A 21,411-nucleotide genomic window follows, 5' to 3' on the forward strand; every position below is an offset into this window, starting at 1 on the left:
CAGCAGCGGAAGCTCACCCGGTCGGGAGGCGGGCGAGAGCCCGGAAAACGCCTTTCCCGGGCTCGGGCCCTTTGCCAGGATGGGCCGCGATGACCATCGACCGGCGCGCTCGCGCCTTGAACTCCCTGTCCGGTTTGGCCCTCGGCGACGCGCTGGGTTCCCAGTTCTTCGTCCCTGACAATCGCGACCACTGGGCACGGCGGCAACCGCCGCCCGGACCGTGGCACTGGACCGACGACGCCGAGATGGCGTGTTCCGTTTTCGCCGTCCTGGACCGGGCCGGCCACGTCGACCAAGACCTGCTCGCCGCGAGCTTCGCGGCGCGTCACGACTTCGACCGCGGCTACGGCCCGTCCATGAACCGCCTGCTGCGGCTCGTCCGCGAGGGCGGCTCGTGGCGTGAGCTGGTCGCGGACCTGTTCGACGGGCAGGGGTCCTGGGGCAACGGCGCGGCGATGCGCGTCGCGCCACTCGGCGCCTGGTTCGGCGGCGATCCCGGCGAGGCCGCGCGCCAGGCCGCGCTTTCGGCCGAGGTGACCCACACCCATCCGGACGGGGTGGCCGGCGCGATCGCGGTCGCGGTCGCCGCTTCGCTGGCCGCCACCCCGGACCCGCCCTCACCGAGGGACTTCCTCACCCAGGTGCTGCGGCGGGTGCCGCCGGGCCGCGTGCACGACGGTGTCCGTGCCGCCGTCGGCCTGGCTGACGAGCCCTCGGCCACGACCGCCGCCCACGAGCTGGGCAACGGCAGCCACACCGGCGCCCACGACACGGTGCCGTTCACCCTGTGGGCCGCGGCCAGGAACCTCGACGACTACGAGAAGGCCTTCTGGACCACGGCGGGTGCGGGTGGCGACGTCGACACCACCTGCGCCATCGTCGGCGGCATCGTCGCGACCAGGGTCGGTGCCGACGGCCTGCCGCCGTCCTGGCTGGACGCCCGCGAACCGCTCCCGGAGTGGGCGATCTAGACCAAACCCAGCTCGCGTGCCCGGACACCGGCCTGGAAGCGGGACTCGGCGCCGAGGGCGGCCATCAGCTCGGCCACCCGGCGCCGGTAGGTCCGCACGCCGAGGCCGAGGGTCCTGGCCGCGGCCTCGTCCTTGACGCCGCTGCCGAGCAGGTCCAGCACCGCGGGCGCGAGCCGCCGGATCTCGGACACCCGCGCGTCGAAGACGGCGAGCTCGGTCGCCGATCGCCAGGCCGCCTCGAACAGCGACATCACGCCCTGCACGGTTTCGGGCTGGGTGATGACGCTGTAGCCGCGCTGCCCGGCGATCAGGTCACCGGCGAGGATGACGAGCCTGCCGTCCAGCACGATCGTCTCGTTGACGTCCTCGGTGGAAATGCGGACCTGGGCTCCGTGCCGGTCGCGGACCCTCGCGAGCTCCTGCGCGGTTCCCGGGTCGAGCAGCAGCCCGGCCCGGTAGATCTTGCGGATCCGGACCTGGCCCGCCCGGCGCTCGGCGAGCTCACCCGCTCCGTGGGCGGCGACCCAGGTCGCGAGGTCGTTGGCGGCGCACGCCATGTCGGTCACGGTCGAGAACAGGTGCCCGACCCGGCGGAACAGCTCCTCCTCGCCGCGCACGACCGTGACCGCATCACTCGTCCGCATGACACCGATACTGCCTCAACCGCGCGACCAGGTGGCAGGTTGTTGCCATTTTCTGACCACGGACGGCCTCGTCACGACGCTGGTGGTCATGACGAACCTTCACGACACCTGGCGGCTCGGCGACCTCACCGTCCACCGGATCGGCCTCGGCGCGATGCGGTTGACCGGGATGCCGTGGGACGAGAGGCCCAAGAGCCGCGAAAGCGCGATCGCCGTCCTGCGCCGCGCGATCGAACTCGGCGTCGACCACATCGACACCGCTTCGTTCTACTTCACCCCCACGCGCTCGGCGAACGAGCTGATCGCCACCGCGCTCCAGCCCTACCCCGAAGGCCTCGTGATCACCACGAAGGTCGGCGCGGGCCGCGACCGCGACGGCGAGTTCTCCTTCGCGCGCCCGGATCAGCTGCGCGGCCAGGTCGAGGAGAACATCCGGCAACTCGGCCTCGACCACCTCGACGTCGTCAATCTGCGCTGGGGCGCCGCGATGGGCAAGGAGCCCGGCTCGGTGGCGGAACATTTCGGCGCGCTGGCGGAGCTGCGCGAGGCCGGCTTGATCCGCCATCTGGGTATCTCCAACGTCGTGGCGGACCAGCTGACCGAGGCACTGTCGATCGCTCCGGTGGTCTGCGTGCAGAACCGCTACGGCCTGGCCGACCGGGAGGACGACGCCCTGGTCGACCTGTGCGGCGAGCACGGCATCGCGTTCGTGCCGTTCTTCGCCGTCACCACTTCGCTCCCCGGCGCCCCCACACCCGACGCCGTTCCGGGGCAGGCCGAGGTCGCGAAGGTCGCCGCGGCGCACGACGCGTCCCCGGCGCAGATCCGGCTCGCCTGGACCCTGCACCGCGGCGCGCACGTGCTCGCCATCCCCGGGACCGGCGATCCCGGGCATCTGGAGGAGAACGTCGCGGCGGGCGGCCTGCGGCTGAGCGAGGAGGAGCTGGGGCTCCTGGACGGCGTGGGCCGAGGGTGAGTGGTCCGGTCCCCGCGGTCGTGAGTGGTGTCCAGAGGGACGCCTCGCCGTGTCGTCCAACCAATCACGCGAGTCGTCCATCGGCACACATGTGTCGTCCAACCAGTCACGCGAACGGCCGATCCCGCACGAGGGGTCTCGTGAGTGGCGTTCCGGGATAAAGCCGCCCGTGTCCTATGTACCCACCGATCCGAAGTCCGTGAAGGCCTCCTTGAGGGACCCAGAGTCCCTCAAGGAGGCCTTCACGGACTGAGCCACAGGGCGCGGCGTGCGCGAAGGCGTAACTCGCGTGATCAAGCACGTGACTCGCGTGATCGGAGGCCGCACTCGGGGTGTTCCGCCGCGGATCACGCGAGTTCCGGCTTCGATCACGTGAGTGCGGCCCCGCCGCACCGAAGCCTCACCAGCGGACTCGGCGATCCACGGCGACCCAGTTCGTTTCCCAGGTCGTCCCGCCGTCGGCGGAGAACGCCTGCTCGAAACGCGCTTCGTCCTGGCCTTGCCGGAAGACGAGGAAACGCACCTTGATCGGGCGGTCGCCGAGCCGGTCGTCACCGTGGAACTCGCCGACCCCGTCGCGGAACCCGCCATGAACCGACGGGGTGAGCAGACCGTCGCGCAGGTTGACGAAGGTCAGGCTCCACCGTTGCGCCTGCGGTTCGTACAGCCGCAGGTTGAGCGCGTCGATCCGCCCGTCCGGACCGGAGACCTCGAATTCGAGGGCGTTCGCCCGCCGGTCCATGAGCGGGCGCACGGTGCTGGTGCCCGCGAACTGGAGCCACCGGTCCGCGGAGTCCGAAAGCGGCTCGGCGAGCACCCGCACCGTGGACCGCCAGGTGCCGATCTCCCAGTCGAAGGCGCGCTGGGGATCGGTGCCCGAGGTCGACGCGTCGCCCGACGCCGCCGTCGCGACCAGCATCAGGGCCGAAAGGCCCACTGTCAGGATTCGTTGGTATGGCACGGTCATGGTCCGACTATCCGAGCGGAGGACGACCATGGACAAGAAGGCACCTCTGGGTAACCTTCCCCGTCCCAACCCGCTGCCCGGCTGCCCGATGGCCGCGGCGTTCGCCGCGATCGGCGGGAAATGGAAACTGACGCTGCTGTACTGGCTCGCCCACGGCGAGTCCCATTTCGCCGGCCTCCGCCGCCGGGGCGCCCCCATCACGCCCAAGGTGCTGGCCGAACAGCTCCGTGAACTCGAAGCCGACGGACTCGTCGAACGCGTCGTGACCGGGCCGGTCCCGGCACGCGTCATCTACCGGCTCACTCCGTACGGGGCCACGGTCCTGCCGGTGGTCGAGGGAGTCCGGGTGTGGGGCGAGGCGCATCTCGAACGCACCCGCGGCGATGCCGCGCCGAACGCGGCGATGGGCTGTGCCGACGCGATCGGATAGCGCACTCGCGTGATCAGACGGCGCACTCGCGTGATTGAACGGCGATCTCGCGTGCTTGAAGGCGTAACTCGCGTGATCAGACGGCGCGCACTCCGGAGCGGCGGGCGGCGGTGGCCGTGGCGAGGGTCTGGAGGACCTCCTGGGTGGCGGCGATGTCGATGCAGGCGTCCGTGATGGACTGGCCGTAGGTGAGCGGCCGGTCCGGGTGGAGGTCCTGGCGACCGGCCTGGAGGTTGGATTCGAGCATGACGCCGACGATGCCGCGCTGGCCGTTCTTGATCTGTTCGGCGATCTGGCCGGCGACGACGGCCTGCCGGAGGTGGTCCTTGCGGCTGTTGTCGTGGCTCGCGTCGATCACGACGCGGCGGGGCAGGCCCGCGTTCTGCAGCGTGGTGAGCGCCGCGCGGACGGACGCCGGGTTGTGGTTCGGCGCGCTGTTCCCGCCGCGCAGCACGAGATGGCAGTCCGGGTTTCCGACGGTGTGCAGGATCGCGGGCAGGCCGCTGGGGTCGACGCCGGGGACGACGTGACGGGCTTCGGCGGCACGGATCGCGTCGACCGCGACGCCGACGTCGCCGTCGCGGCGGTTCTTGAAACCGACCGGCATCGACAGGCCGCTGGCCAGCATGCGGTGGTTCTGGCTTTCCACGGTGCGCGCGCCGATCGCACCCCACGAGACGGTGTCGGCGAGGTACGCCGGGATGGTGGTGTCCAGCCATTCGCAAGCCGCGGGCAGACCGCCCTCGGCGAGTTCGAGGAGCAGGTCCCTGGCGATGCGCAGCCCGCGGTTGACGTCACCGGTGCCGTCGAGGTGCGGATCGTTGATGAGCCCCTTCCAGCCGCCGACCGTGCGGGGCTTTTCGAAGTACACGCGCATGACGATCAGGAGATCGTCGACGAAGCGGCCGGCGAGGGCGGCGAGCCGGTCGGCGTATTCGAGTGCCGCGGCGGGGTCGTGGATGGAACAGGGCCCGGCGATCACGAGCAGCCGGTCGTCCGTGCCGTCGAGGACGCGGAGGACGTTTTCCCTGCCGTGGCGCACCGTGTCGGCCGCGGTCGCGCCGAGCGGCAGTTCGTGGTGCAGCAGGGCGGGCGTGACCAGCGGGACCATCCGGTCGATGCGCTGGTTGTCGAGTTCGACCGTGGCGATGGTTGTCATCACAGATATCCAGGGTTTCTGCCGGCACCGGGTGCGGGAAAGCCGGGGTTTCCCGGCCCGGACGGCGGTCTCGGGTGAACTAGGAAGCAAGCCCGGCATTTACTCGAGCGAGAATTCTCCTACCCCGAATCTTCCACCGTCCGGCACGCGGAACAATGGTCCAACCCGGATTCAGCGCCCCGTCCAGATCGGATCCCGTTTCTCGGCGAACGCACGGGCGCCTTCGCTCGCGTCCGCGCTCGCCCGCCGCCGTTCTTCCCACGGATACGAGGTTTTGAACGCCTCTTCGAGCGGAAGGTCGAGCGATCGCAACGCGGCCTCTTTGATCGCCCGCACCGAAAGCGGGGCGGCACGCACCAGATCGTCCGTCCATTCGGCGACGCACCGGTCCAATTCGGCGAACGGGACGACGTCGTTGACCAGGCCGTGGCGCAACGCCGTCGCCGCGTCCATTCTGCGCCCGGTCAGCAAATGACCCATCGCCACTTTCTGCGGAAGCTGACGCGGCAACCGGAAGACACCGCCCGCGCCGGCGATCAGCCCGAGGCGGACCTCCGGCAGGCCGAAGACCGCTTCTTCGGAAGCGACGACGATGTCGCACGCGAGCACGAGTTCGAAGCCGCCGCCCAGCGCGTAGCCGTGCACGCGCGCGACCACCGGTTTGGACAGCGTGAACCGGTCGGTCAGCCGGGGATGACCCGGCTGGCCGCTGCTGCCGAACGTCGACGCCTCGACGCCCTCGTCGGTCAGCCGCGCGCGTTCCTTGAGGTCCTGACCGACGGAGAACGCGCGCTCTCCCGCGCCGGTCAGAACCACCGCCCTGACGTCGTCGTCGGCTTCGACGTCGTCCCAGATCCCGGCGAGTTCCGTGTGCATCCGCCGGTCCATCGCGTTCAGCACTTCGGGCCGGTCCATCGTCACGTAGGCGACGTGGTCCTTCTTCTCGTACCGGACACCGTTCATCGTGACCCCACCGCGAAGCCGTCCACCTTGCCGATCACGTCCGCGCCGTAGATGCGCAAAGCCTGCTGCAGCGCGAATTCGGCGATATACCGGCGGAATTCCTCCGGTGGTTCCTCGGAAAGGTTCAGCATGCGCCGGTTGGCCGCGACGGCTTCCCCGCCGAGCCGGGCCAGCGCACCCTCGATGGCCGCGTCCATCTCGTCCGGCCGCACGACCTCGTCGACGATCGCCCGGGCGTCCGGCTCGTCCGCCCGGAGCTTGCGGCCGCCGAGGATCACCTGCCGGGCCACGCGCGGCCCGGCGATCCGGGAAAGCCGGAAGTTGGCCACCCCGGGGATGATCCCTTCCTTGGCCGCGGGCAGGCTGAGATACGCGTCGGACGCCGCCAGCACGTGGTCGAAGACCAGCAGCAGCTGCGTCCCACCGCCGATGGCGAACGAATCGACGGCCGCCGTCCACGGTTTGCCGGTGAACCGGGAATGCCAGGAATCGTCCGTCAGCAGGCCGCGGAAGATCTTCTGGAGGTACCCCGTTTCCCGCCGCAGCAGGAAATCCACCAGCGGGATGTCGCCGGCGCTGAGCTTCTTGAGATTGATCCCCGCGCAGAACACCCGGCGCCCCCGATAGCGGGGATGGCTCATCACCCCGCCCCGCAGGAGCCCCACCCGCACGGACGGGTCGAGCAGCACCAGATCGACCGCGGTCTCCATGTCGTCGACCTGCTGGGCGTCCTCGGCGTTCAGGCAGTCGTCCCGGCACAGGGTCAGGTGCGCGACGCCGTCCCGGCGCTCCAGCCGGACGGCTTCCATCCGCACGAGGCCGGTTTCGAGGAACTCCGGCAGCAACCGCTTCGCCCTCGCGGTGGGCCGGAGCATGGCGTCGAGCAGATGCGGTCCGGCCTTCGGTGCGCGCAGGATCCCGCGCAGGAAGATGCCCTGGTCGATCTCGCGCCCGACCTTGTCCGCCTGCGGCCGCGAACGCTCGGCCGCCATCTGTTCCTCCGACGGCACCAGACCGGGAAAGGCGAGCGCGGCGGCGCGGACGAGTTCGTCGAGACGCAGGTACCGCGTCCGGCCATCGGTGAGTTCGGCGTAGATCTCTTCCGCGTGCGCCTCGACGAAGTCCGCGCGCGCCTTCCGGACGTCGTCGTCGACCCGGTGGGCCTCCCCCGCCAGGGCCCGGAGGTCGAGCCCTGGCGCGCTGTCGGTCGTCACGGCTTGGCTTCCCGGCGCAGGGCCCGGTCCGCCGCGGCCAGGTGGGAACCGAGCGCCTCCTCGAAGGTGGTCGAGCCCGCTTCGAAGATCAGCTGCCGCCGGATCGCCGTCTCGGCGCCGTCCGTCACCCCGGCCAGCTCGGCCAGCGTCTTCGCCGGGTCGGCGGACACCTCGTCGATCAGGTCGAGGGCGAGCGCCCGGTCCGTGTCGAGCGGGGTCCCGAGCAGCACGGCCCGCCGGATACCCGCCGCGCCCGCCTGGTGGGTGAGCCGGTACACGGTCATCCCCGGCCAGGTGCCACCACCCGCCGACGCCAAGCGCAGCGTGGTCCCCGGTTCGGCGATCCGGATGTCGGCGGCGAGGAGCAGATCGAAGGCCATCCCGGCGCATTCACCCGACGCCACGGCGGCCGTGAGCCTGCCGAGCCGCTCGAACCGCCGCACGACGCGCTCCCATTTGGACACCAGGCCCACCGCCAGCCCCTTCGCCCAGCCGTCGGGCGGGGCTCCCGTGAGGTGGAGGGTGACCGGTCCCGGCCCGCGGTGGTCTTCGGCACGATCGCAGAGCGCGTCGATCTCCTCGACGGCCGCGATGGACAGGGGCGGGATCCGTCGAAACGCAGCACCAGGTCACCTTCGATTTCGTCACGCGTCACCATTGGACAAGCGCCATTTCGATCGTGGAGCCAGGCCCCATGGTCATGAGCACGCCGTACTCCCCCGGGCGGGCGACGTCTTCGTCGGCGAGCCGCTCGTAGGAGAAGAGGAAGGAGCCACTGGAAAGGTTCCCGTAGTCGCGGAGCACACCGGTGGTGTGGCGCACGTCGTACCGGCTCAGGCCGAGGTTGACGACGACGGCGTCGATCACCTTCTTCCCGCCGGAATGCACCAGCCAGTGGCCGATGTCGCTGCGGCGCAGGCCCGTCCCGGACAGGAGCCGGTCGATGACGATCTCGGCGTGCGCGCCGACCACGTAGGGGATCTGCGGGTCGAGGAAGAAACTGAACCGGTCCTGGTCACGGTCCCAGTCGTAGCGCATCGCGTCGGCCGCGTCGGTGATGATGTAGCTGGCGAATTTCAGGACGCGCGGGCCCGCCACGCGTCCGTCACCGGAAACCACCGCGAGCGCCGCGGATCCGTCGCCGAAAAGACTGTTGACCACCGCGGTCCGCATCGTGCCGTCCAGCGCGTAGGCGGCGGAACACGCCTCGCTGCACAGGACGACGCCGAGTTCGCCGGGATGCGCCGCGGACCAGCCCGCGACCACGTTGAGCGCGTTGAGACCGGCGTTGCAGCCCATGCCGACGATGTCCGAACGGCTGCAATGCGGATCGATGCCCATTTCCCGGATGACGAGCGCGCTCAGGCCGGGCGTCAGGAACCCGGTCGAGGTGACACAGCACAGGTGACGCAGATCCGAAAGCGTCGCCCCCGCCGACTTCAGGCAGGCTTCCAAGGCCCGGCAGCCCATGTCGACGGCGATCTTCTTGTGCTTGTCGAGGAGGTCGCCCTGCGGCTCGGCCGCGCGGGTGCCACCGGGACCCTCCGGCGGCAGGGTGAGGAAACGCCGGTCGATGGCGCTGTTCAGGAAGACCGAGCGGATCTTCGGATCCTCGATGTCGAGGATTTCGAGCAGCTCGGACTGCGAGTAGGACGACTCGGAGACCGCGGTGCCTACGCCGGCGAACCGGGTGATCTCGGTCAATCCATTGTGGACGGAAAGGTCCGCGGTGGTTTCGGCCAGGGCAGTCATCGATACATCCATCCCCAAGTACGCAACTTGCTTCGCAGGAGCTGCTTGAACCGCGCAGCGGACATCGCTTTCACCTTTCTCGGATCTCGTGTCGTGGTCCGCGAAGGACTCCTTGCGGGACCAGAGGTTCCGCAAGGAGTCCTTCACGGACGGGGAATTCAGGCCGAAAGCGGCACTCCGGTCAGCCGCCGCTCGATCTCGCGGCTGGTGGCGTAGTCCGGCAGCAGGCCCTGCCGCCGCGCCTCCGCGAGGGTGATGGCCACCTGGTCCCGGTCGGACAGGATCGGGTCGCCTGCGGTGCCGATCGGCAGGCCCAACGCGGGGTCCAGTGCCGAAAGGGCGAGTTCGTTCTCCGGCACGTAACCCCCGGAGAGCATGTAGGACATGACGGTGTCGTCCTCCAGCGCGACGAAGGCGTGGCCGACCCCGACGGGGAAGTACATCGTCCGATGGGTCTCCTGGTCCATCAGGACCGAGTCCCACTTCCCGAACGTGGGCGAGCCGACGCGGATGTCGACCACGATGTCCAAGGCCTTGCCGCGGGCACAGTAGACGTACTTCGCGATCCCCGGCGGGGTCACGGTGTAGTGGACACCGCGCACCACGCCGCGTTTGGACACGCTGTGGTTCGTCTGCGCCACGGGGAAAAGCCGGCCGCCGTGGGCCTCGGTGAACGCTTCCTCCTGGAACGGCGAGAGGAACACTCCCCTGTCGTCCGGGAAGACGCGAGGAGTGAATTCGAGCGCGCCCTCGACGGCGAGTTTACGTGCTTGCACAGCTGCTCCTGCGGTAGGCGTGATCAGAGGTTGGACAGCACTTCGCGGACCGCGTGGATGACCTTGTCCTGCAGATCCGGGGACAGCGCCGGGTACATCGGCAGGGAGAAGATCTCGCCCGCCAGCTTCTCGGTGACCGGCAGCGACCCGGTCTCGTAGCCGAGGTGGGCGAACCCGGTCATGGTGTGCACGGGCCACGGGTAGCTGATGTTCAGGTGGATGTCGTACGCCTTGAGCCGCTCGAGGATTTCGTCGCGCCGAGGGTGGCGCACCACGTACACGTAGTACACGTGCTCGTTGCCGTCGACGGTCCGCGGAAGCTTCAGCTCCGTGTCGCCGAGGCCTTCGACGTACCGTTCGGCGACGGCACGGCGGCCTGCCGTGTACGCGTCGAGCCTGGTGAGCTTCCGCCGCAGGATCTCGGCCTGGACCTCGTCTAGGCGGCTGTTGTGGGCGGGCGTCTCGATCGTGTAGTAGCGCTCTTCCATCCCGTAGTACCGCAGCCGCCGCAGCCGCCGCTCCACGTCTTCGCGGGAGGTGATGGTCGCGCCGCCGTCGCCGTACGCGCCGAGCACCTTGGTGGGATAGAAGGAGAACGCGGCCGCGTCGCCGGTCGACCCGGCGATCGTGCCGTTCTGCCGGGCGCCGTGCGCCTGCGCACAATCCTCCAAAATGGACAGTCCGTGCTTCGCGGCGAGCTCCTTCAGCGGCGCCATGTCCACGCACTGCCCGTACAGGTGCACGGGCAGGAGGCATTTGGTGCGTTCGGTGATCGCGGCGGCGACCTGGCTCGTGTCCATCAGGAAATCGTCCTCGCGGACGTCGACGAAGACCGGCGTGGCACCGGTTCCGTCGATGGCGACCACGGTCGGAGCGGCGGTGTTCGACACCGTGATCACCTCGTCGCCCGGACCGACACCGAGCGCCTGGAGACCGAGCTTGATCGCGTTCGTCCCGTTGTCGACCCCGACGCAATGCTCGACCCCGTGGTACGCGGCGAATTCCGCCTCGAAGCCCCGGAGGCTCGCGCCCAGCACGAGCTGTCCCGAATTGAAGACCGTCTCGACCGCGTCGAGCAGGTCGAGCCGCTCCTTCCCGTATTCGGCCAGGTAGTCCCAAACGCGCGTGGTCATGTGCGTGCCTTTCCGTGAACTGGGGTGGTCAATGCGGCGACGGTGCGGCGCACGCCTTCGGACAGCGAGATCTCCGGACGCCAGCCGGTGATCGCCCGGAAGGCGGCGGAATCGATGGTGATACTGCGAAGGTCCGTCTCGGGCGCGTGGGACGGCGGTTCCACACAGGAAACCTCCACCGGATCCGTCCCGGTGTGCTCGGACATCTCCTTCGCCACGAGCCGGAACACCTCCCCCAGCCGATCACCCCGGCCGGCCCCGATGAGCCAATGCCCGCCCACCAGGGAATCCGGATGGTCCAGTGCCGCGGTGAACGCCTTGGCGACGTCCTCGACGTGGATCAGGTCGCGTCGCACGGTTCCGTCGCCCCAGACGGTGAGCGGCAGGCCTTCGAGCGCTCGCCGCGCCATGGCGGACACGACACCGCGGTCGGGGTTCGCCCCGTCGGTCGCGGTCTCCCCGAAGATCGTCGGCAGCCGCAGGCTGATCCCGCGCACCCGGCCGTCGGCGGTGGCCTTCTTGAGGAACTGTTCCGCCTCCAGCTTCTGCACGTCGTACGGGGTCGCCGGATGGTCGGGTTCGCTCCCGTCGAGCGGCTCCCGCGGTGGCACGCCGACCTGTGTGGTGGTGCCGGCGAACACCACCAGCGGGGGCGGCCCGTCACCGTTCCCGACGACGTCGACGAGGTCCCGCAGCACACCCACGTTCACGCGTTCGGCGCCCTCGGTCTCGGCCGCCCGCCAGCCACCGTCCCCCAGGAGCAGATAGACGATCGCGTCCGAACCCGCGACCGCGCCGGCGAGCGCGGCACGGTCGGTGAGGTCGGCGGCGACGACGGTGGTTTCCGCCAGGCCGGGGGCGGGGACGAAGTGCTTGCGCGACACCGCGCGCAGCCGGATCGGCCGGCGGGACAGTTCACGGGTGACGGCCGAGCCGATGAAGCCCGAGGCGCCGAGGACGGTGATCTGCTTCATGTCAGGCGCCTCCGCGCGGCTGTGCGGTCAAAGCGTTGATACAGGCCAGAAGTGTGCGGGCCTCCACGTTGACGTAGTGCCCGTGCCGGGTGAGCGCGGTGAGCTGTGCCGGGGTGACCCAGGCGTAGCCGGGCGGCGGATCGACCGTCTCGCCCGCCTCGACCACGAGATAACGGGCCCTGACGTTCAGGAAACGGCCGCCCTCTTCGGAATGTACGGCTTCGTAGAGGATCCGTGACCGCGGGACGGTCATGACCTCGTCGAGGAAAGGCGGGCGGTTCTCCGCGGGCAGATGCGCGTAGTTGTCCGGTGTGCACTGGAGGGTCGGCGCCAGCTCGACGGTGTCCACGAAACCGCCGTCGACCCGGGCGTGCACCAGGACGTGCCGCACGCCGTCGATCTCACGGACGAGAAAGGCGACGACGCCAAGGCCGACGGACTCCAGCAACGGCTGGGTCCAGCTGATCTTCTCCCGGTTTCCACCCTTCACCGCGACCGCGAGAACCTTGAAGTACAGGCCTTCCTCGTGCTCGATCGCGTCGGCGCCCTGTTTCCAGCCGCGGACGTCCTTGAGCGGGATACGGGCGGGCCGCACATCGTGGCGCGACCGTTCGTTCGTGAACCACGACAGGAGCTGGATGTCGGAGAGCACCGCGCCGGGCGCCGGGTCGTGGTAGGGAAGACACGACAACACGCTTCGCGAGTTCATGTTGATCGTCTCGTCCTCGTACATCAGTTCCGCGATCTGGCCGAGGGTGAGCCAGCAGAAATCGTCCTCCTTCGGCACGTCGTCGACGGTCTCCACGATCATGTTGCGGTTGCTCTTCCGGAAGAACCACGACCCCTGCTCCGCCTGGAGGACGTCGACGATCACCCGGTCGGGGTCGGGCGGCGCGAAGTACTCGATCAGCTTGACGTTCGAGCCGCCGTGCGCCTTGGTGTAATTGCTGCGGGTCGCCTGCACGGTCGGCGAAAGCTGCACCAGATTGGGATTCCCCGGCTCCATCTTCGCCTGCATCAGGAAATGCAGGACACCGTCGAACTCCTTGGCGAGGATGCCGAGAATGCCCACTTCGGGCTGTTTGATGACCGGCTGCTGCCATTCGCGGTAAGGACCGTCGCCGTGCGGGCCGTCGTGCTCGACCACGTGCAGGCCTTCGATGGCGAAGAACCGCCCGCTGCTGTGCACGAGATTGCCCGTGCCGCCCTGGAATCCCCATTGGTCGAGCTCCGCGAACGGGATGTGCCCGACGTGGAACACGTTCGCCTCACGACGTTCGTCGATCCACGCGCGGACGTCTTCGGTCCGCATATGCGCTCCGTCGGTGGTGGCCGCCGACAAGGCGATGCGATCCGCGTGGTCGCGGTCGTCCCGCGGGCGCACCGCGGGCGGTGGTACCAGGCAACGCAGCATCAAAGGACTTCTCGTCATCCCGCTGCTCCATGTCGTCGATCGGGTAGTTGCCGGAACTGAGGAGAAAACCCCGCGCGCATCGTCGATACATCGACCCCCATGCCCCGCCAAAAGGTAGCTTCGGCGGCTCTCGGCGGTCCAGATCGTCCAATTCGGCGGGCGGGTTCGGCGGCCTGGAAGGGTGGCACGAGCCCGAATATTTGCCAGTTCCGAGTGGCCAGTCAGGGACCTTTGCGCATTTTTGCGCGGAGGTCGCGAGTGGCGTTCGGGTTGTCGAGCAGAAAGTGAAAGGTGTCTTGGCGGGCGGGGTGCCCTGAAGGCCACCTTGGGGACGTTGGATGTCTCAGAGGTGGCCTTCAGGACATCGCTTCTGTCCAGGACCGGGACATTTCCCCGATAGCGCGCCACCTTTGCCCTACGTCTCAATACCCCGAAACGCCACCCGCGCCACCCGCTTGACCAGGGCCGAAGGCTCCCTTCATCGCATCAGACGCGGCGAAGGGAGCCTTCAGCCCACCGCGACCCGCCCACGAACCCGGCACGTTCGACTTTCCCAAGACCTTCCGGCTCTCGCGCGGGTCCGATGCCTGCCCTAACCGCAGGCCCCTACAGGAACTGTTCCTTCTGGACCGCCGCCGAATGCGTGCTCCAAGCCCGCTGTTCGGTCTCCCGCACCTGTTCCTCGGCGGTCTGCTCCAATCGTTTCACCGCGAACCGCAGGATCGGCGGGGCCATCAGCGGCGTGACGATGGCGACGAGGATGACGATCGTGTAGATCTCCACGCCGAGGATGCCCAGCCGCAGGCCGACGGTGGCGACCATGATCCCGATGACCCCGCGGGCGTTCAGCCCGGCGCCGAGCGCCAGCCCTTCCCATTTGTTCAGGCCGCTGATCCGTGCTCCGGCGTACACGCCGGTGAACTTGCCGACGATGGCCAGCGCGAGCACCGCGAGCCCGGTGAGCAGCACCTCCGGACGGATGAGCGCGGTGAGATCCATCCGCAGGCCGGCCGTGGCGAAGAAGAGCGGCGCGAACACCGAAAGGACGACGGTGCGCAGGGGTGCCAGCACGGCCGGGTCCACCTTTCCCGCCGTACCGATCAGGATGCCGCAGACGAACGCGCCGAAGAGGGCTTCGAGGCCGAGCGCGTGCGTGCCGGCCGAAGCGAGGAGCAACAGGGCGACGACGACTCCGACGGTGGCCCAAGGGCCGTCGGACTTGCCCGCCAGGCGCAGCGTGCCCCTGACCAGCGGCCTGCCGAGAGTGAGCGCGAAGACGACGATGGCGATCAGGCAGGCGAGGGAAACGAGCACGGTGCCCGCCGTCACCGCCTGCACGGCCATCGCGCTGACCACGGACAGCAGCAACCAGCCGAACACGTCGTCGATCATTCCCGCGGCGAGGGTGAGCTGCCCGACGTTGCGGTGCAACAGGTTCATGTCGATGAGGGTTTTGGCGATGACCGGGATGGCGCTGACGCACATCGCCACGCCGAGGAACAGCGCGAAGACGGTGACGTCGGTGCCGTCGGGGATCAGCACCCTCGGCAGGACGAAACCCGCGCCGATACCGAGGCCCAGCGGGATGATCAAGCCACCGAAGCCGACTCCGGCGGCGGCACCGAACCGCCGCCGGACCATCCGCATGTCCATCTGCATACCGGTCAGGCCGACCAGCAGCAGGACCCCGATCTGGCCGACGGAGTCGAGAAGGTGGTACTGCTCGGCGACCGCCGGGAAGAGCCGGCTGTGCAGCCCCGGTACGGCCCACGCCAGCAAGGAAGGACCGAGCAGCACCCCGACGAACAACTCGCCGACGACCGCGGGCATCCCGAACCGGGCCGCCAGGCGTCCGAAGACGACGGCGAGCAGGAGCAACAGACCCGCCTGCAGCAGGAAGATCAGGAGACTGTGCGCGGCGATCGGGGCGATCGGCGCGGGAAGCGAGAGAAGCACTTTCCTCCTTCGGGAAACGCGGCACACGTGACCGGCCACGGTCGCCGTGGGCGCGGGTTCCGGGACCGGTCACGCGGAACTGTCAGGCGTGGCGGGAAACCCTCGTGCCCAGTCGCCGGGCCGCGCTCACCGAGTCGCAGCCCGCCAGGCCCATCGCGTTCCGGAGCTCGACGGCGAGCAGGTCGAGCACCTGCCGGGCGCCGTCCTGGCCGTCCGCGGCCAGCCCCCAGATGAAGGGCCGCCCGATCAGCACCCCCGACGCGCCGAGCGCGAGCGCCTTGAGCACGTCGCCGCCGGTCCGGATCCCGCCGTCCAGCAACACTTCGCAACCACCGGAGACCGCGTCCGCGATCTCCCCCAGCATTTCGATCCCCGGTACGGCGCCGTCCAACTGACGGCCTCCGTGGTTGGACACCACGATCCCGGTGGCACCGGCGTCGACGGCACGCACCGCGTCCTCGACCGCGAGGATCCCTTTGAGCACCACCGGAAGGTTCGTGTGCGCGCGGACAGCCTCGACGGATTCCCAAGTGGCCGGGGCGAATTCGCGCGCGGTGTGGTCGGCGACGGCGGAAAGTCCTTCGGTACGGCGATGCGCGGCCGCACCGGCGTCGAAGTTGGCCGCCGTCACCGATTCCGGCAACGCGAAGCCGTTCCGCATGTCCCTCAGCCGCCGTCCCATCCACGGCACGTCGACGGTGAACACGATCGCCTCGCAGCCGGCGTCCTCCGCGCGGCGCACGAGCTCCAGTGACCGCTTTTCGTCGCGCAGCCAGTACAGCTGGAACCACGGCCGTCCGCCGACGGCCGCGATCTCCTCCAGCGGGACACTGCTCAGGGTGCAGATGGTGTACGGCACCCCGGCGTCGCACGCCGCGCGTGCCGCCGCGAGCTCGCCTTCGGGATGGAACAGCCGCTGGTACGCGACCGGCGCGACCGCCACGGGAAGCGCGGCGCGCCGGCCGAGAACCTCGGCCTCGATGGTGCCGCCCGCCAGGTCGCGCAGCATCCGGGGGATCACGAAGATCCGCTCCAGCGCGGTGCGATTGGCCTCTAGCGACGCTTCGGACCCGCTGCCCCCGGCGAGGAAATCCCAGATCTCACCGGGGAGGGCCGCCTGCGCGGCACGTTCGAGGTCGTCCAGGCAGAGAGGCGTCATCGCCGGGCGGGGCCGAGCTTGCTCTGCCCGGTGCGCTCCAGCTCCACGGCTTCGTACAGGGCCTTGATGTTGGAGCTGCCGAACGTCCCCGCGCCCTGCCGCTCGATGATCTCGAAGAAGATCGTCTTACGCGGATGCGTGGAGGCGGTGAAGATCTGGAACAGCTGGCCGCCGTGGTCCTCGTCGGCGAGCAGCTTCGTCTCGCGCAGGTCGTCCAGCGAGTGCGTCTCCAGCTCGATCCGCTCCCCGAGCAGGTCGTAGTAGGTGTCCGGGGTCTTCAGGAATTCCACGCCGCGCGCGGAAAGCTCCTTGACCGCGCGGACCGCGTCCGGGCTGGTGAAGGCGATGTGCTGGACGCCGGACCCGTGGTGCTCCTTGATGAAGTCGTCGATCTGGCCGGGGTCGGCGGTCTTGTCGGGCTCGATCAGGGTGAGGGTGACCGCTCCCGACGTGCTCTGCACGACGGTCGAGTTCATCGCCTGCGCACCGACCACGATGTGCTCTTCGAAGATCTGCTTGAAGCCGAGCGCACGCTCGTAGAACGCCACCGTGGGGCCGAGGTCACCGGCGTTCAGGCAGACCGCGAAGTGGTCGATCACGCCGAGATCCACGCCGCCCTTGCCGCGCGGGGCCTCCTCGGCGGCGTCGCTCTGGATCAGGGTGTGCACGACATCGCCGAAACCGCCGACGGTGGCCGTGACGACCGAGTCCGCGCGCTTCTCCGGCTCGCGGACCGCTGTCGCGCCCGCCTTCACCGCGGCCTCGAAGGCGGCGGCCACGTCGGGCGTGCGCAGCGCGATGTCGGCCACCCCGTCACCGTGGGTCTGCAGATAGGTCGCCCCGGGGTGCCGGTCCGACAGCGGCTCGGTCAGCACCAGCGCGATCGCGCCGTGCCGCAACGTCACGCCGCGGTGGTCGGCCGACCGGTCGGTGGCGGTGACGGAGAAGTCGTACTTGTCCATCCAGCCGGACGCGGCCACCTCGAGGTTGGCCACATACATTTCCACATAGTCGATCTCGAAATTCTGCGTGCTTTCGTGAGAAGACAAGACATTCCTCCGTGGAATAGATGTAATCCTCGATCACAGGATCGCGCGAAGTCATTTGCGCATCAATGCTGTCCGCTTGACACTTCAGTCCATATAGGACGGACGAGTCAGCGGCTCGTGAACCGCACCGGGAGTTCCCGGTATCCCTGCACCACGACCGCCCGCAACCAGGACGGCTCCTTCACCAGCTCCACTCGCGACACCCGCTCGGCCACCTCCCGCAGCACCACCGCCAGCTCGATCCGCGCGAGCGCGGATCCGAGGCAGTGATGCATGCCGTGTCCGAAAGCGATGTGCCGGTTGGGTTTCCGCCCCGGCAGGAACCTGTCCGGGTCGTCGAACACGGCGGGATCCCGGTTCGCAGCCGGAAGCCACGCGACCACCGGCGTACCTGCCTCGAGATCGCGGCCGTTGATCGTGACGTCGCCGGTCGTCACCCGCAGCACGTGCATCGCGGGCGAAGTCCAGCGCAGCACCTCGTCCACCACGGTGTCGACGTCCGCGCCGCCGTCCCGTACCTGGGCCAGAAGCCCCGGCACGGTGGCGAAAGCGTGTATCGCGCCGGTGATCGCGTGCCGGGTGGTCTCGTTGCCGCCGATCAACACGTTGTCGCAGTTGAGCAGGACGTCGTCGATCGAGAGCTCGTCGTCGGAAAGCAGGGTGCTGACGAGATCTTCGCCGGGGCTCGCGCGGCGCGCGGTGATCAGCTCGTCGAAGTAGACGAGGATTTCGGTATGCGCCTGACGCGGCGTCATCCCGTCGAACAGTTCGTCCTCGCCGCCGAACGCGTGGTTCGTCAGGTCGATGAGCATGTCCTGGTCTTCGGACGGCACACCGAGGATTTCGCAGACGACGGCGGCGGGGATCCGCGGGCCGATCGCCGCGGCCACGTCGCACACCTCGGCGTCGAGCACCCGGTCGAGAACGCCGCTCACCTCGGCCCGCACCCGTTCCGACAGTTTCCGCGCCGCCGCCCTCGAAAGCAGCGGCCCCACCAGTTTGCGCAGTTTCCGGTGCTGGTCCTGTTCGGAGACCACCATCATCTGGCCACCCGAGTTGTCGGGATGATCGCGGTCGAAGCCGATCATCATCCCGTACTCGGAGGTGAACGGCGCCGACGGCGCGAGGACCGCCGCGCACGCCTGATGCGAGAACACGGACCAGAAGCCGCCGGGCGAACTGCCCGGCCCGCTCCACACCATCGCGTCTTCCGCGGCGTACTCCCGCCACCGGTCGTGCCGGGCCAACGTCGTGTACAGGTCGGGATCGCCGAGGTCGACGGCTGTCGTCGTCTGCATGAATGGTCTCCAGGTCAGGTGTGTGCGCCGTCGAGCACCTCGGCGAGCTGAGCCACTGTCGGCGCGTCGAAGAACGCCTGCACTCTCAGCCGGATCTTCAAGCGTTCGCGGACCCGGCTCACGAGCCGGGTGGCGAGCAGTGAGTGGCCGCCGATCTCGAAGAAGCTGTCCTCCACCCCGACCGTGCTGACACCGAGCACTTCGGCGAACAGCTCGGCGAGGATGATCTCGGTGGGGGTGCGCGGTTCCCGTCCGGCCGCGCGCCCGGCGTGCTCCTCTTCCGGAGTGGGCAGGGCGACCCGGTCGATCTTGCCGTTGGGCGAGACCGGGAGGCTCGGCAGACCGACGACCACGTCGGGCACCAGATATCCGGGCAGCTGTTCACGAAGCGGCGTGAGGAGTTTCTCGGTGGGCACCCGCTCGCCACCGGCGCCGACCACGTAGGCGACGAGCCTGTTCTCGTGCTCGGTCACCACCGCCTGGGCCACGCCGTCCACCGCCAGCAGGGCGGCTTCGACCTCGCCCGGCTCGATCCGATGACCGCGGACCTTCAGCTGGTCGTCGACCCGGCCGACGAAGACGTACTGACCGTCCGGACGCGTCCGCACCCGGTCACCCGTGCGGTACATGCGCCCGCCCGGGCCACCGAAGGGATCCGGCAGGAACCGTTCCGCGGTCGCGCCCGCCCTGCGGAGGTAACCGCGGGCGAGACCGGGCCCCACCGCGTACAGCTCGCCCACGTCGCCGTCCTCGACGGGGCGCAGCCTGTCGTCCAGGACATAGGTACGGACACCGGTGATCGGCCTGCCGATCGGCGGCGTCTCCTCACCGGACAACGGTTCGCTCGCGGTGACCGCCACCGTGGTCTCGGTCGGGCCGTAGGCGTTGATCATCACGCGGTCCACGGCCCAGCGTTTCGCGACCGGGGCCGGGCACGCCTCGCCGGCGACCAGGAGAGTCAGTCCCGCGGGCAGACCGCCCGCCTCCTCCAGCGGCGCGAGCGCCGACGGCGGCAACGTGACATGGGTGATGCGCTGCTCGCGCACCAGCCGGGAAAGCGGCTCGCCGGGCACCAGATCCGGCGCGGAAGCCAGGACGAGACAGCCACCCGCCTGCCAGATCGGCCAGAATTCGGCGACCGCCGCGTCGAAACTGGGCGAGGCGAAGGCCAGCAACCTGCTGTCCGGCCCCAGTTCCTGGCGGCGCACGTAGTCGTCGGCCAGGTTCGGGATCCCGCGGTGCGTGACCAGCACGCCCTTCGGCCGCCCCGTCGAGCCCGAGGTGTAGATGACGTACGCGGGGTGGTCGGCACGCAACGGGACGATCCGGTCCTCGTCGCCGAGGTTCGGCTCCTCCCGGCCAGGCTCCCGCGCCACGCTCAGGATGACGGGGGCGCCGGTCACGTCCTGCCCCGGCAGGCACAGCAGGCAGTGCGCCGCCGCGTCGTCCAGCATCTGCCGCTTGCGTTCCTCCGGATAGTCCGGGTCGACCGGCACATACGCGGCGCCCGCCTTGTGCACGGCCAAAATCGCGATGACGAACTCGATCGACCTCGGCATCGCCAGCGCGACGAGCCGCTCCGGGCCGACGCCGTGCGAGACGAGCCGCCGGGCGAGCCGGTTCGCCTCCCCGTTCAGCTCGGCGTAGGTGAGGGTGGTGCTGTCCATCGCCACCGCCGGCCGATCCGGCAGCACGGCTGCGGTCGCCTCGAACAGGGCGGGGGTCGTGGCCGCCGAAAGGACGGTCATGCGGTCTCTCCCAGTGTCTCGCGCGATTCGGTGCGGAGGAACCGGAGCAGCTCGCGGTTCACCGCTTCCGGGTTCTCCAGGTAGCCGAAATGCCCGCACTCGGGAATCGTGCGGTGGGTCGCGCCGGGGATCGCGGAAGCCAGCTCCAGCCCGGCCGACGGCGGCGCCACGAGGTCGTGCTCGAACGAGACGACGTGACAGGGCACCTTGATCTCCTGGTAGGCGCCGAGGCGATCCGGCAACGCGCTCAGCAGCAACTGCGAGCGGACCCCCGGGCCCCAGGAACCCGCGGCCGCGAACAGGTCGAGCCAGTCGCCGGTGAGATCGTCGTCGGCGAGCGTCGCGGGCCCCAGGTTGTGCATGGCGCGGACGGCGGCGAGAAAACCCGGTGGCAGCTCGATGCCCTGCTCGATCAGCTTCGCTTCGCCTTCGGCGAGTTCGCGCTGGACGAGACTGCTCTTGCCGCAGGCCGCCATCAGCACGACCGATTCCAGCAGTTCCGGATGGGCGAGCGCGACCTCTTGCGCGATGTAGGAACCCATCGACGTGCCGACGACCCGGCACGGCATCGCGTCCAGATAATCGATCAGGGCCGCCACATCCGCGACGAGGTCTTCGATGGTGAATCCGTCCGTGCCCTCGTCGCTCGGCGGGATCCCGCGATTGTCCATGGTGATCACCCGGAAACCGGCGGCGCGGAGCGCGGGTACCTGATGCAGGTCCCACACCGAACTCGGCGCACCGGTGCCGGTCAGCAGAAGGACCGGCGGACCGTCGCCACAATCGTTGTAGGACAACCGGATCCCGTTCTCGGTTGTCATCAGCATG

The 21,411-nt window shown here is 69.3% G+C and carries 20 protein-coding genes; 3 read left to right on the forward strand and 17 right to left on the reverse strand.

Translation table 11 applies throughout. The annotated features are described in order from the left end of the window. Positions 1 to 89: 89 nt before the first annotated feature. Positions 90 to 971: an ADP-ribosylglycohydrolase family protein gene (locus tag MJQ72_RS33825; protein ID WP_240595132.1), complete on the forward strand. Its 882-nt coding sequence runs from the start codon at positions 90 to 92 to the stop codon at positions 969 to 971. On the opposite strand, the gene MJQ72_RS33830 is transcribed toward MJQ72_RS33825, so the two are convergent. Then, entirely contained in the window at positions 968 to 1,615 is a 648-nt protein-coding gene (locus MJQ72_RS33830; protein ID WP_240595134.1) for a DNA-binding response regulator, read from the reverse strand. The two genes, MJQ72_RS33825 and MJQ72_RS33830, sit on opposite strands and share 4 nt — an antisense overlap. A gap of 88 nt (positions 1,616 to 1,703) precedes the next feature. Here MJQ72_RS33830 and MJQ72_RS33835 point away from each other — a divergent pair, with 88 nt between their 5' ends. Then, positions 1,704 to 2,591, forward strand: coding sequence for an oxidoreductase (locus MJQ72_RS33835; RefSeq protein ID WP_240595136.1), 888 nt, complete (start codon positions 1,704 to 1,706; stop codon positions 2,589 to 2,591). A 400-nt stretch (positions 2,592 to 2,991) separates the two neighbouring features. On the opposite strand, the gene MJQ72_RS33840 is transcribed toward MJQ72_RS33835, so the two are convergent. After that, a complete protein-coding gene (locus MJQ72_RS33840; RefSeq protein ID WP_240595138.1) occupies positions 2,992 to 3,558 on the reverse strand; it encodes a hypothetical protein in 567 nt (188 codons plus the stop codon). Between the two features lie 28 nt (positions 3,559 to 3,586). Here MJQ72_RS33840 and MJQ72_RS33845 point away from each other — a divergent pair, with 28 nt between their 5' ends. After that, the gene (locus MJQ72_RS33845) at positions 3,587 to 3,988 is read left to right on the forward strand and encodes a helix-turn-helix domain-containing protein (RefSeq protein ID WP_240595140.1); all 402 of its coding nucleotides are present in this window, start codon (positions 3,587 to 3,589) and stop codon (positions 3,986 to 3,988) included. A 76-nt stretch (positions 3,989 to 4,064) separates the two neighbouring features. Here the strand turns inward: MJQ72_RS33845 and MJQ72_RS33850 are convergent, their stop codons facing one another. The 15 genes from MJQ72_RS33850 to MJQ72_RS33920 all read right to left on the reverse strand — a co-directional run bounded on the left by MJQ72_RS33850 (position 4,065) and on the right by MJQ72_RS33920 (position 21,410). Then, a complete protein-coding gene (locus MJQ72_RS33850) occupies positions 4,065 to 5,147 on the reverse strand; it encodes a 3-deoxy-7-phosphoheptulonate synthase (protein ID WP_240595142.1) in 1,083 nt (360 codons plus the stop codon). A gap of 171 nt (positions 5,148 to 5,318) precedes the next feature. Continuing rightward, on the reverse strand, positions 5,319 to 6,110 hold the full coding sequence (gene dpgD, locus MJQ72_RS33855) for an enoyl-CoA-hydratase DpgD (protein WP_240595144.1): 792 nt from the start codon (positions 6,108 to 6,110) through the stop codon (positions 5,319 to 5,321). Next, the gene (dpgC, locus tag MJQ72_RS33860; protein WP_240595146.1) at positions 6,107 to 7,324 is read right to left on the reverse strand and encodes a (3,5-dihydroxyphenyl)acetyl-CoA 1,2-dioxygenase DpgC; all 1,218 of its coding nucleotides are present in this window, start codon (positions 7,322 to 7,324) and stop codon (positions 6,107 to 6,109) included. The genes dpgD and dpgC overlap by 4 nt, the downstream gene beginning before the upstream one ends. Then, positions 7,321 to 7,932: an enoyl-CoA-hydratase DpgB gene (gene dpgB / locus MJQ72_RS33865; RefSeq protein WP_315860918.1), complete on the reverse strand. Its 612-nt coding sequence runs from the start codon at positions 7,930 to 7,932 to the stop codon at positions 7,321 to 7,323. The genes dpgC and dpgB overlap by 4 nt, the downstream gene beginning before the upstream one ends. 43 nt (positions 7,933 to 7,975) lie before the next feature. Next, entirely contained in the window at positions 7,976 to 9,076 is a 1,101-nt protein-coding gene (gene dpgA / locus MJQ72_RS33870) for a 3,5-dihydroxyphenylacetyl-CoA synthase DpgA (RefSeq protein WP_240595150.1), read from the reverse strand. A gap of 158 nt (positions 9,077 to 9,234) precedes the next feature. Then, positions 9,235 to 9,852, reverse strand: coding sequence for a dTDP-4-dehydrorhamnose 3,5-epimerase family protein (locus MJQ72_RS33875; RefSeq protein WP_240595152.1), 618 nt, complete (start codon positions 9,850 to 9,852; stop codon positions 9,235 to 9,237). Between the two features lie 23 nt (positions 9,853 to 9,875). Next, the gene (locus tag MJQ72_RS33880) at positions 9,876 to 10,985 is read right to left on the reverse strand and encodes a DegT/DnrJ/EryC1/StrS aminotransferase family protein (RefSeq protein WP_240595154.1); all 1,110 of its coding nucleotides are present in this window, start codon (positions 10,983 to 10,985) and stop codon (positions 9,876 to 9,878) included. Beyond that, positions 10,982 to 11,959: an NAD(P)-dependent oxidoreductase gene (locus MJQ72_RS33885; RefSeq protein WP_240595156.1), complete on the reverse strand. Its 978-nt coding sequence runs from the start codon at positions 11,957 to 11,959 to the stop codon at positions 10,982 to 10,984. The genes MJQ72_RS33880 and MJQ72_RS33885 overlap by 4 nt, the downstream gene beginning before the upstream one ends. Position 11,960: 1 nt before the next feature. Further along, positions 11,961 to 13,373, reverse strand: coding sequence for an NDP-hexose 2,3-dehydratase family protein (locus tag MJQ72_RS33890; RefSeq protein ID WP_396427018.1), 1,413 nt, complete (start codon positions 13,371 to 13,373; stop codon positions 11,961 to 11,963). Positions 13,374 to 13,979: 606 nt separating this feature from the next. After that, on the reverse strand, positions 13,980 to 15,329 hold the full coding sequence (locus MJQ72_RS33895; protein WP_240595159.1) for a cation:proton antiporter: 1,350 nt from the start codon (positions 15,327 to 15,329) through the stop codon (positions 13,980 to 13,982). 82 nt (positions 15,330 to 15,411) lie between these two features. Further along, entirely contained in the window at positions 15,412 to 16,488 is a 1,077-nt protein-coding gene (locus tag MJQ72_RS33900) for an alpha-hydroxy acid oxidase (RefSeq protein WP_240595160.1), read from the reverse strand. After that, the gene (hppD, locus tag MJQ72_RS33905; protein ID WP_240595161.1) at positions 16,485 to 17,537 is read right to left on the reverse strand and encodes a 4-hydroxyphenylpyruvate dioxygenase; all 1,053 of its coding nucleotides are present in this window, start codon (positions 17,535 to 17,537) and stop codon (positions 16,485 to 16,487) included. Before hppD ends, MJQ72_RS33900 begins: the two co-directional genes overlap by 4 nt. Positions 17,538 to 17,644: 107 nt before the next feature. Beyond that, positions 17,645 to 18,835: a cytochrome P450 gene (locus MJQ72_RS33910; protein ID WP_240595162.1), complete on the reverse strand. Its 1,191-nt coding sequence runs from the start codon at positions 18,833 to 18,835 to the stop codon at positions 17,645 to 17,647. A gap of 14 nt (positions 18,836 to 18,849) precedes the next feature. Continuing rightward, positions 18,850 to 20,583, reverse strand: coding sequence for an amino acid adenylation domain-containing protein (locus MJQ72_RS33915; protein WP_240595164.1), 1,734 nt, complete (start codon positions 20,581 to 20,583; stop codon positions 18,850 to 18,852). After that, positions 20,580 to 21,410 carry an alpha/beta fold hydrolase gene (locus tag MJQ72_RS33920; protein WP_240595165.1) on the reverse strand — a complete coding sequence of 277 codons (831 nt, stop codon included), beginning with the start codon at positions 21,408 to 21,410 and terminating at the stop codon, positions 20,580 to 20,582. Before MJQ72_RS33920 ends, MJQ72_RS33915 begins: the two co-directional genes overlap by 4 nt. Position 21,411: the final 1 nt, after the last annotated feature.

Origin of the sequence: Amycolatopsis sp. EV170708-02-1 (genome assembly GCF_022479115.1) — a bacterium.
In the GTDB taxonomy this organism is placed as follows: domain Bacteria; phylum Actinomycetota; class Actinomycetes; order Mycobacteriales; family Pseudonocardiaceae; genus Amycolatopsis.

Bases quoted from the DNA above. Each gene is read 5' to 3' on its own strand.
- dpgA (WP_240595150.1), bottom strand. From the start codon at position 9,076: ATGACTGCCCTGGCCGAAACCACCGCGGACCTTTCCGTCCACAATGGA.
- MJQ72_RS33830 (WP_240595134.1), bottom strand. From the start codon at position 1,615: ATGCGGACGAGTGATGCGGTCACGGTCGTGCGCGGCGAGGAGGAGCTG.
- MJQ72_RS33920 (WP_240595165.1), bottom strand. From the start codon at position 21,410: ATGCTGATGACAACCGAGAACGGGATCCGGTTGTCCTACAACGATTGT.
- MJQ72_RS33840 (WP_240595138.1), bottom strand. From the start codon at position 3,558: ATGACCGTGCCATACCAACGAATCCTGACAGTGGGCCTTTCGGCCCTG.
- MJQ72_RS33885 (WP_240595156.1), bottom strand. From the start codon at position 11,959: ATGAAGCAGATCACCGTCCTCGGCGCCTCGGGCTTCATCGGCTCGGCC.
- MJQ72_RS33850 (WP_240595142.1), bottom strand. From the start codon at position 5,147: ATGACAACCATCGCCACGGTCGAACTCGACAACCAGCGCATCGACCGG.
- dpgD (WP_240595144.1), bottom strand. From the start codon at position 6,110: ATGAACGGTGTCCGGTACGAGAAGAAGGACCACGTCGCCTACGTGACG.
- MJQ72_RS33845 (WP_240595140.1), top strand. From the start codon at position 3,587: ATGGACAAGAAGGCACCTCTGGGTAACCTTCCCCGTCCCAACCCGCTG.
- MJQ72_RS33880 (WP_240595154.1), bottom strand. From the start codon at position 10,985: ATGACCACGCGCGTTTGGGACTACCTGGCCGAATACGGGAAGGAGCGG.
- MJQ72_RS33890 (WP_396427018.1), bottom strand. From the start codon at position 13,373: ATGCTGCGTTGCCTGGTACCACCGCCCGCGGTGCGCCCGCGGGACGAC.
- MJQ72_RS33915 (WP_240595164.1), bottom strand. From the start codon at position 20,583: ATGACCGTCCTTTCGGCGGCCACGACCCCCGCCCTGTTCGAGGCGACC.
- MJQ72_RS33900 (WP_240595160.1), bottom strand. From the start codon at position 16,488: ATGACGCCTCTCTGCCTGGACGACCTCGAACGTGCCGCGCAGGCGGCC.
- MJQ72_RS33825 (WP_240595132.1), top strand. From the start codon at position 90: ATGACCATCGACCGGCGCGCTCGCGCCTTGAACTCCCTGTCCGGTTTG.
- MJQ72_RS33910 (WP_240595162.1), bottom strand. From the start codon at position 18,835: ATGCAGACGACGACAGCCGTCGACCTCGGCGATCCCGACCTGTACACG.
- MJQ72_RS33835 (WP_240595136.1), top strand. From the start codon at position 1,704: ATGACGAACCTTCACGACACCTGGCGGCTCGGCGACCTCACCGTCCAC.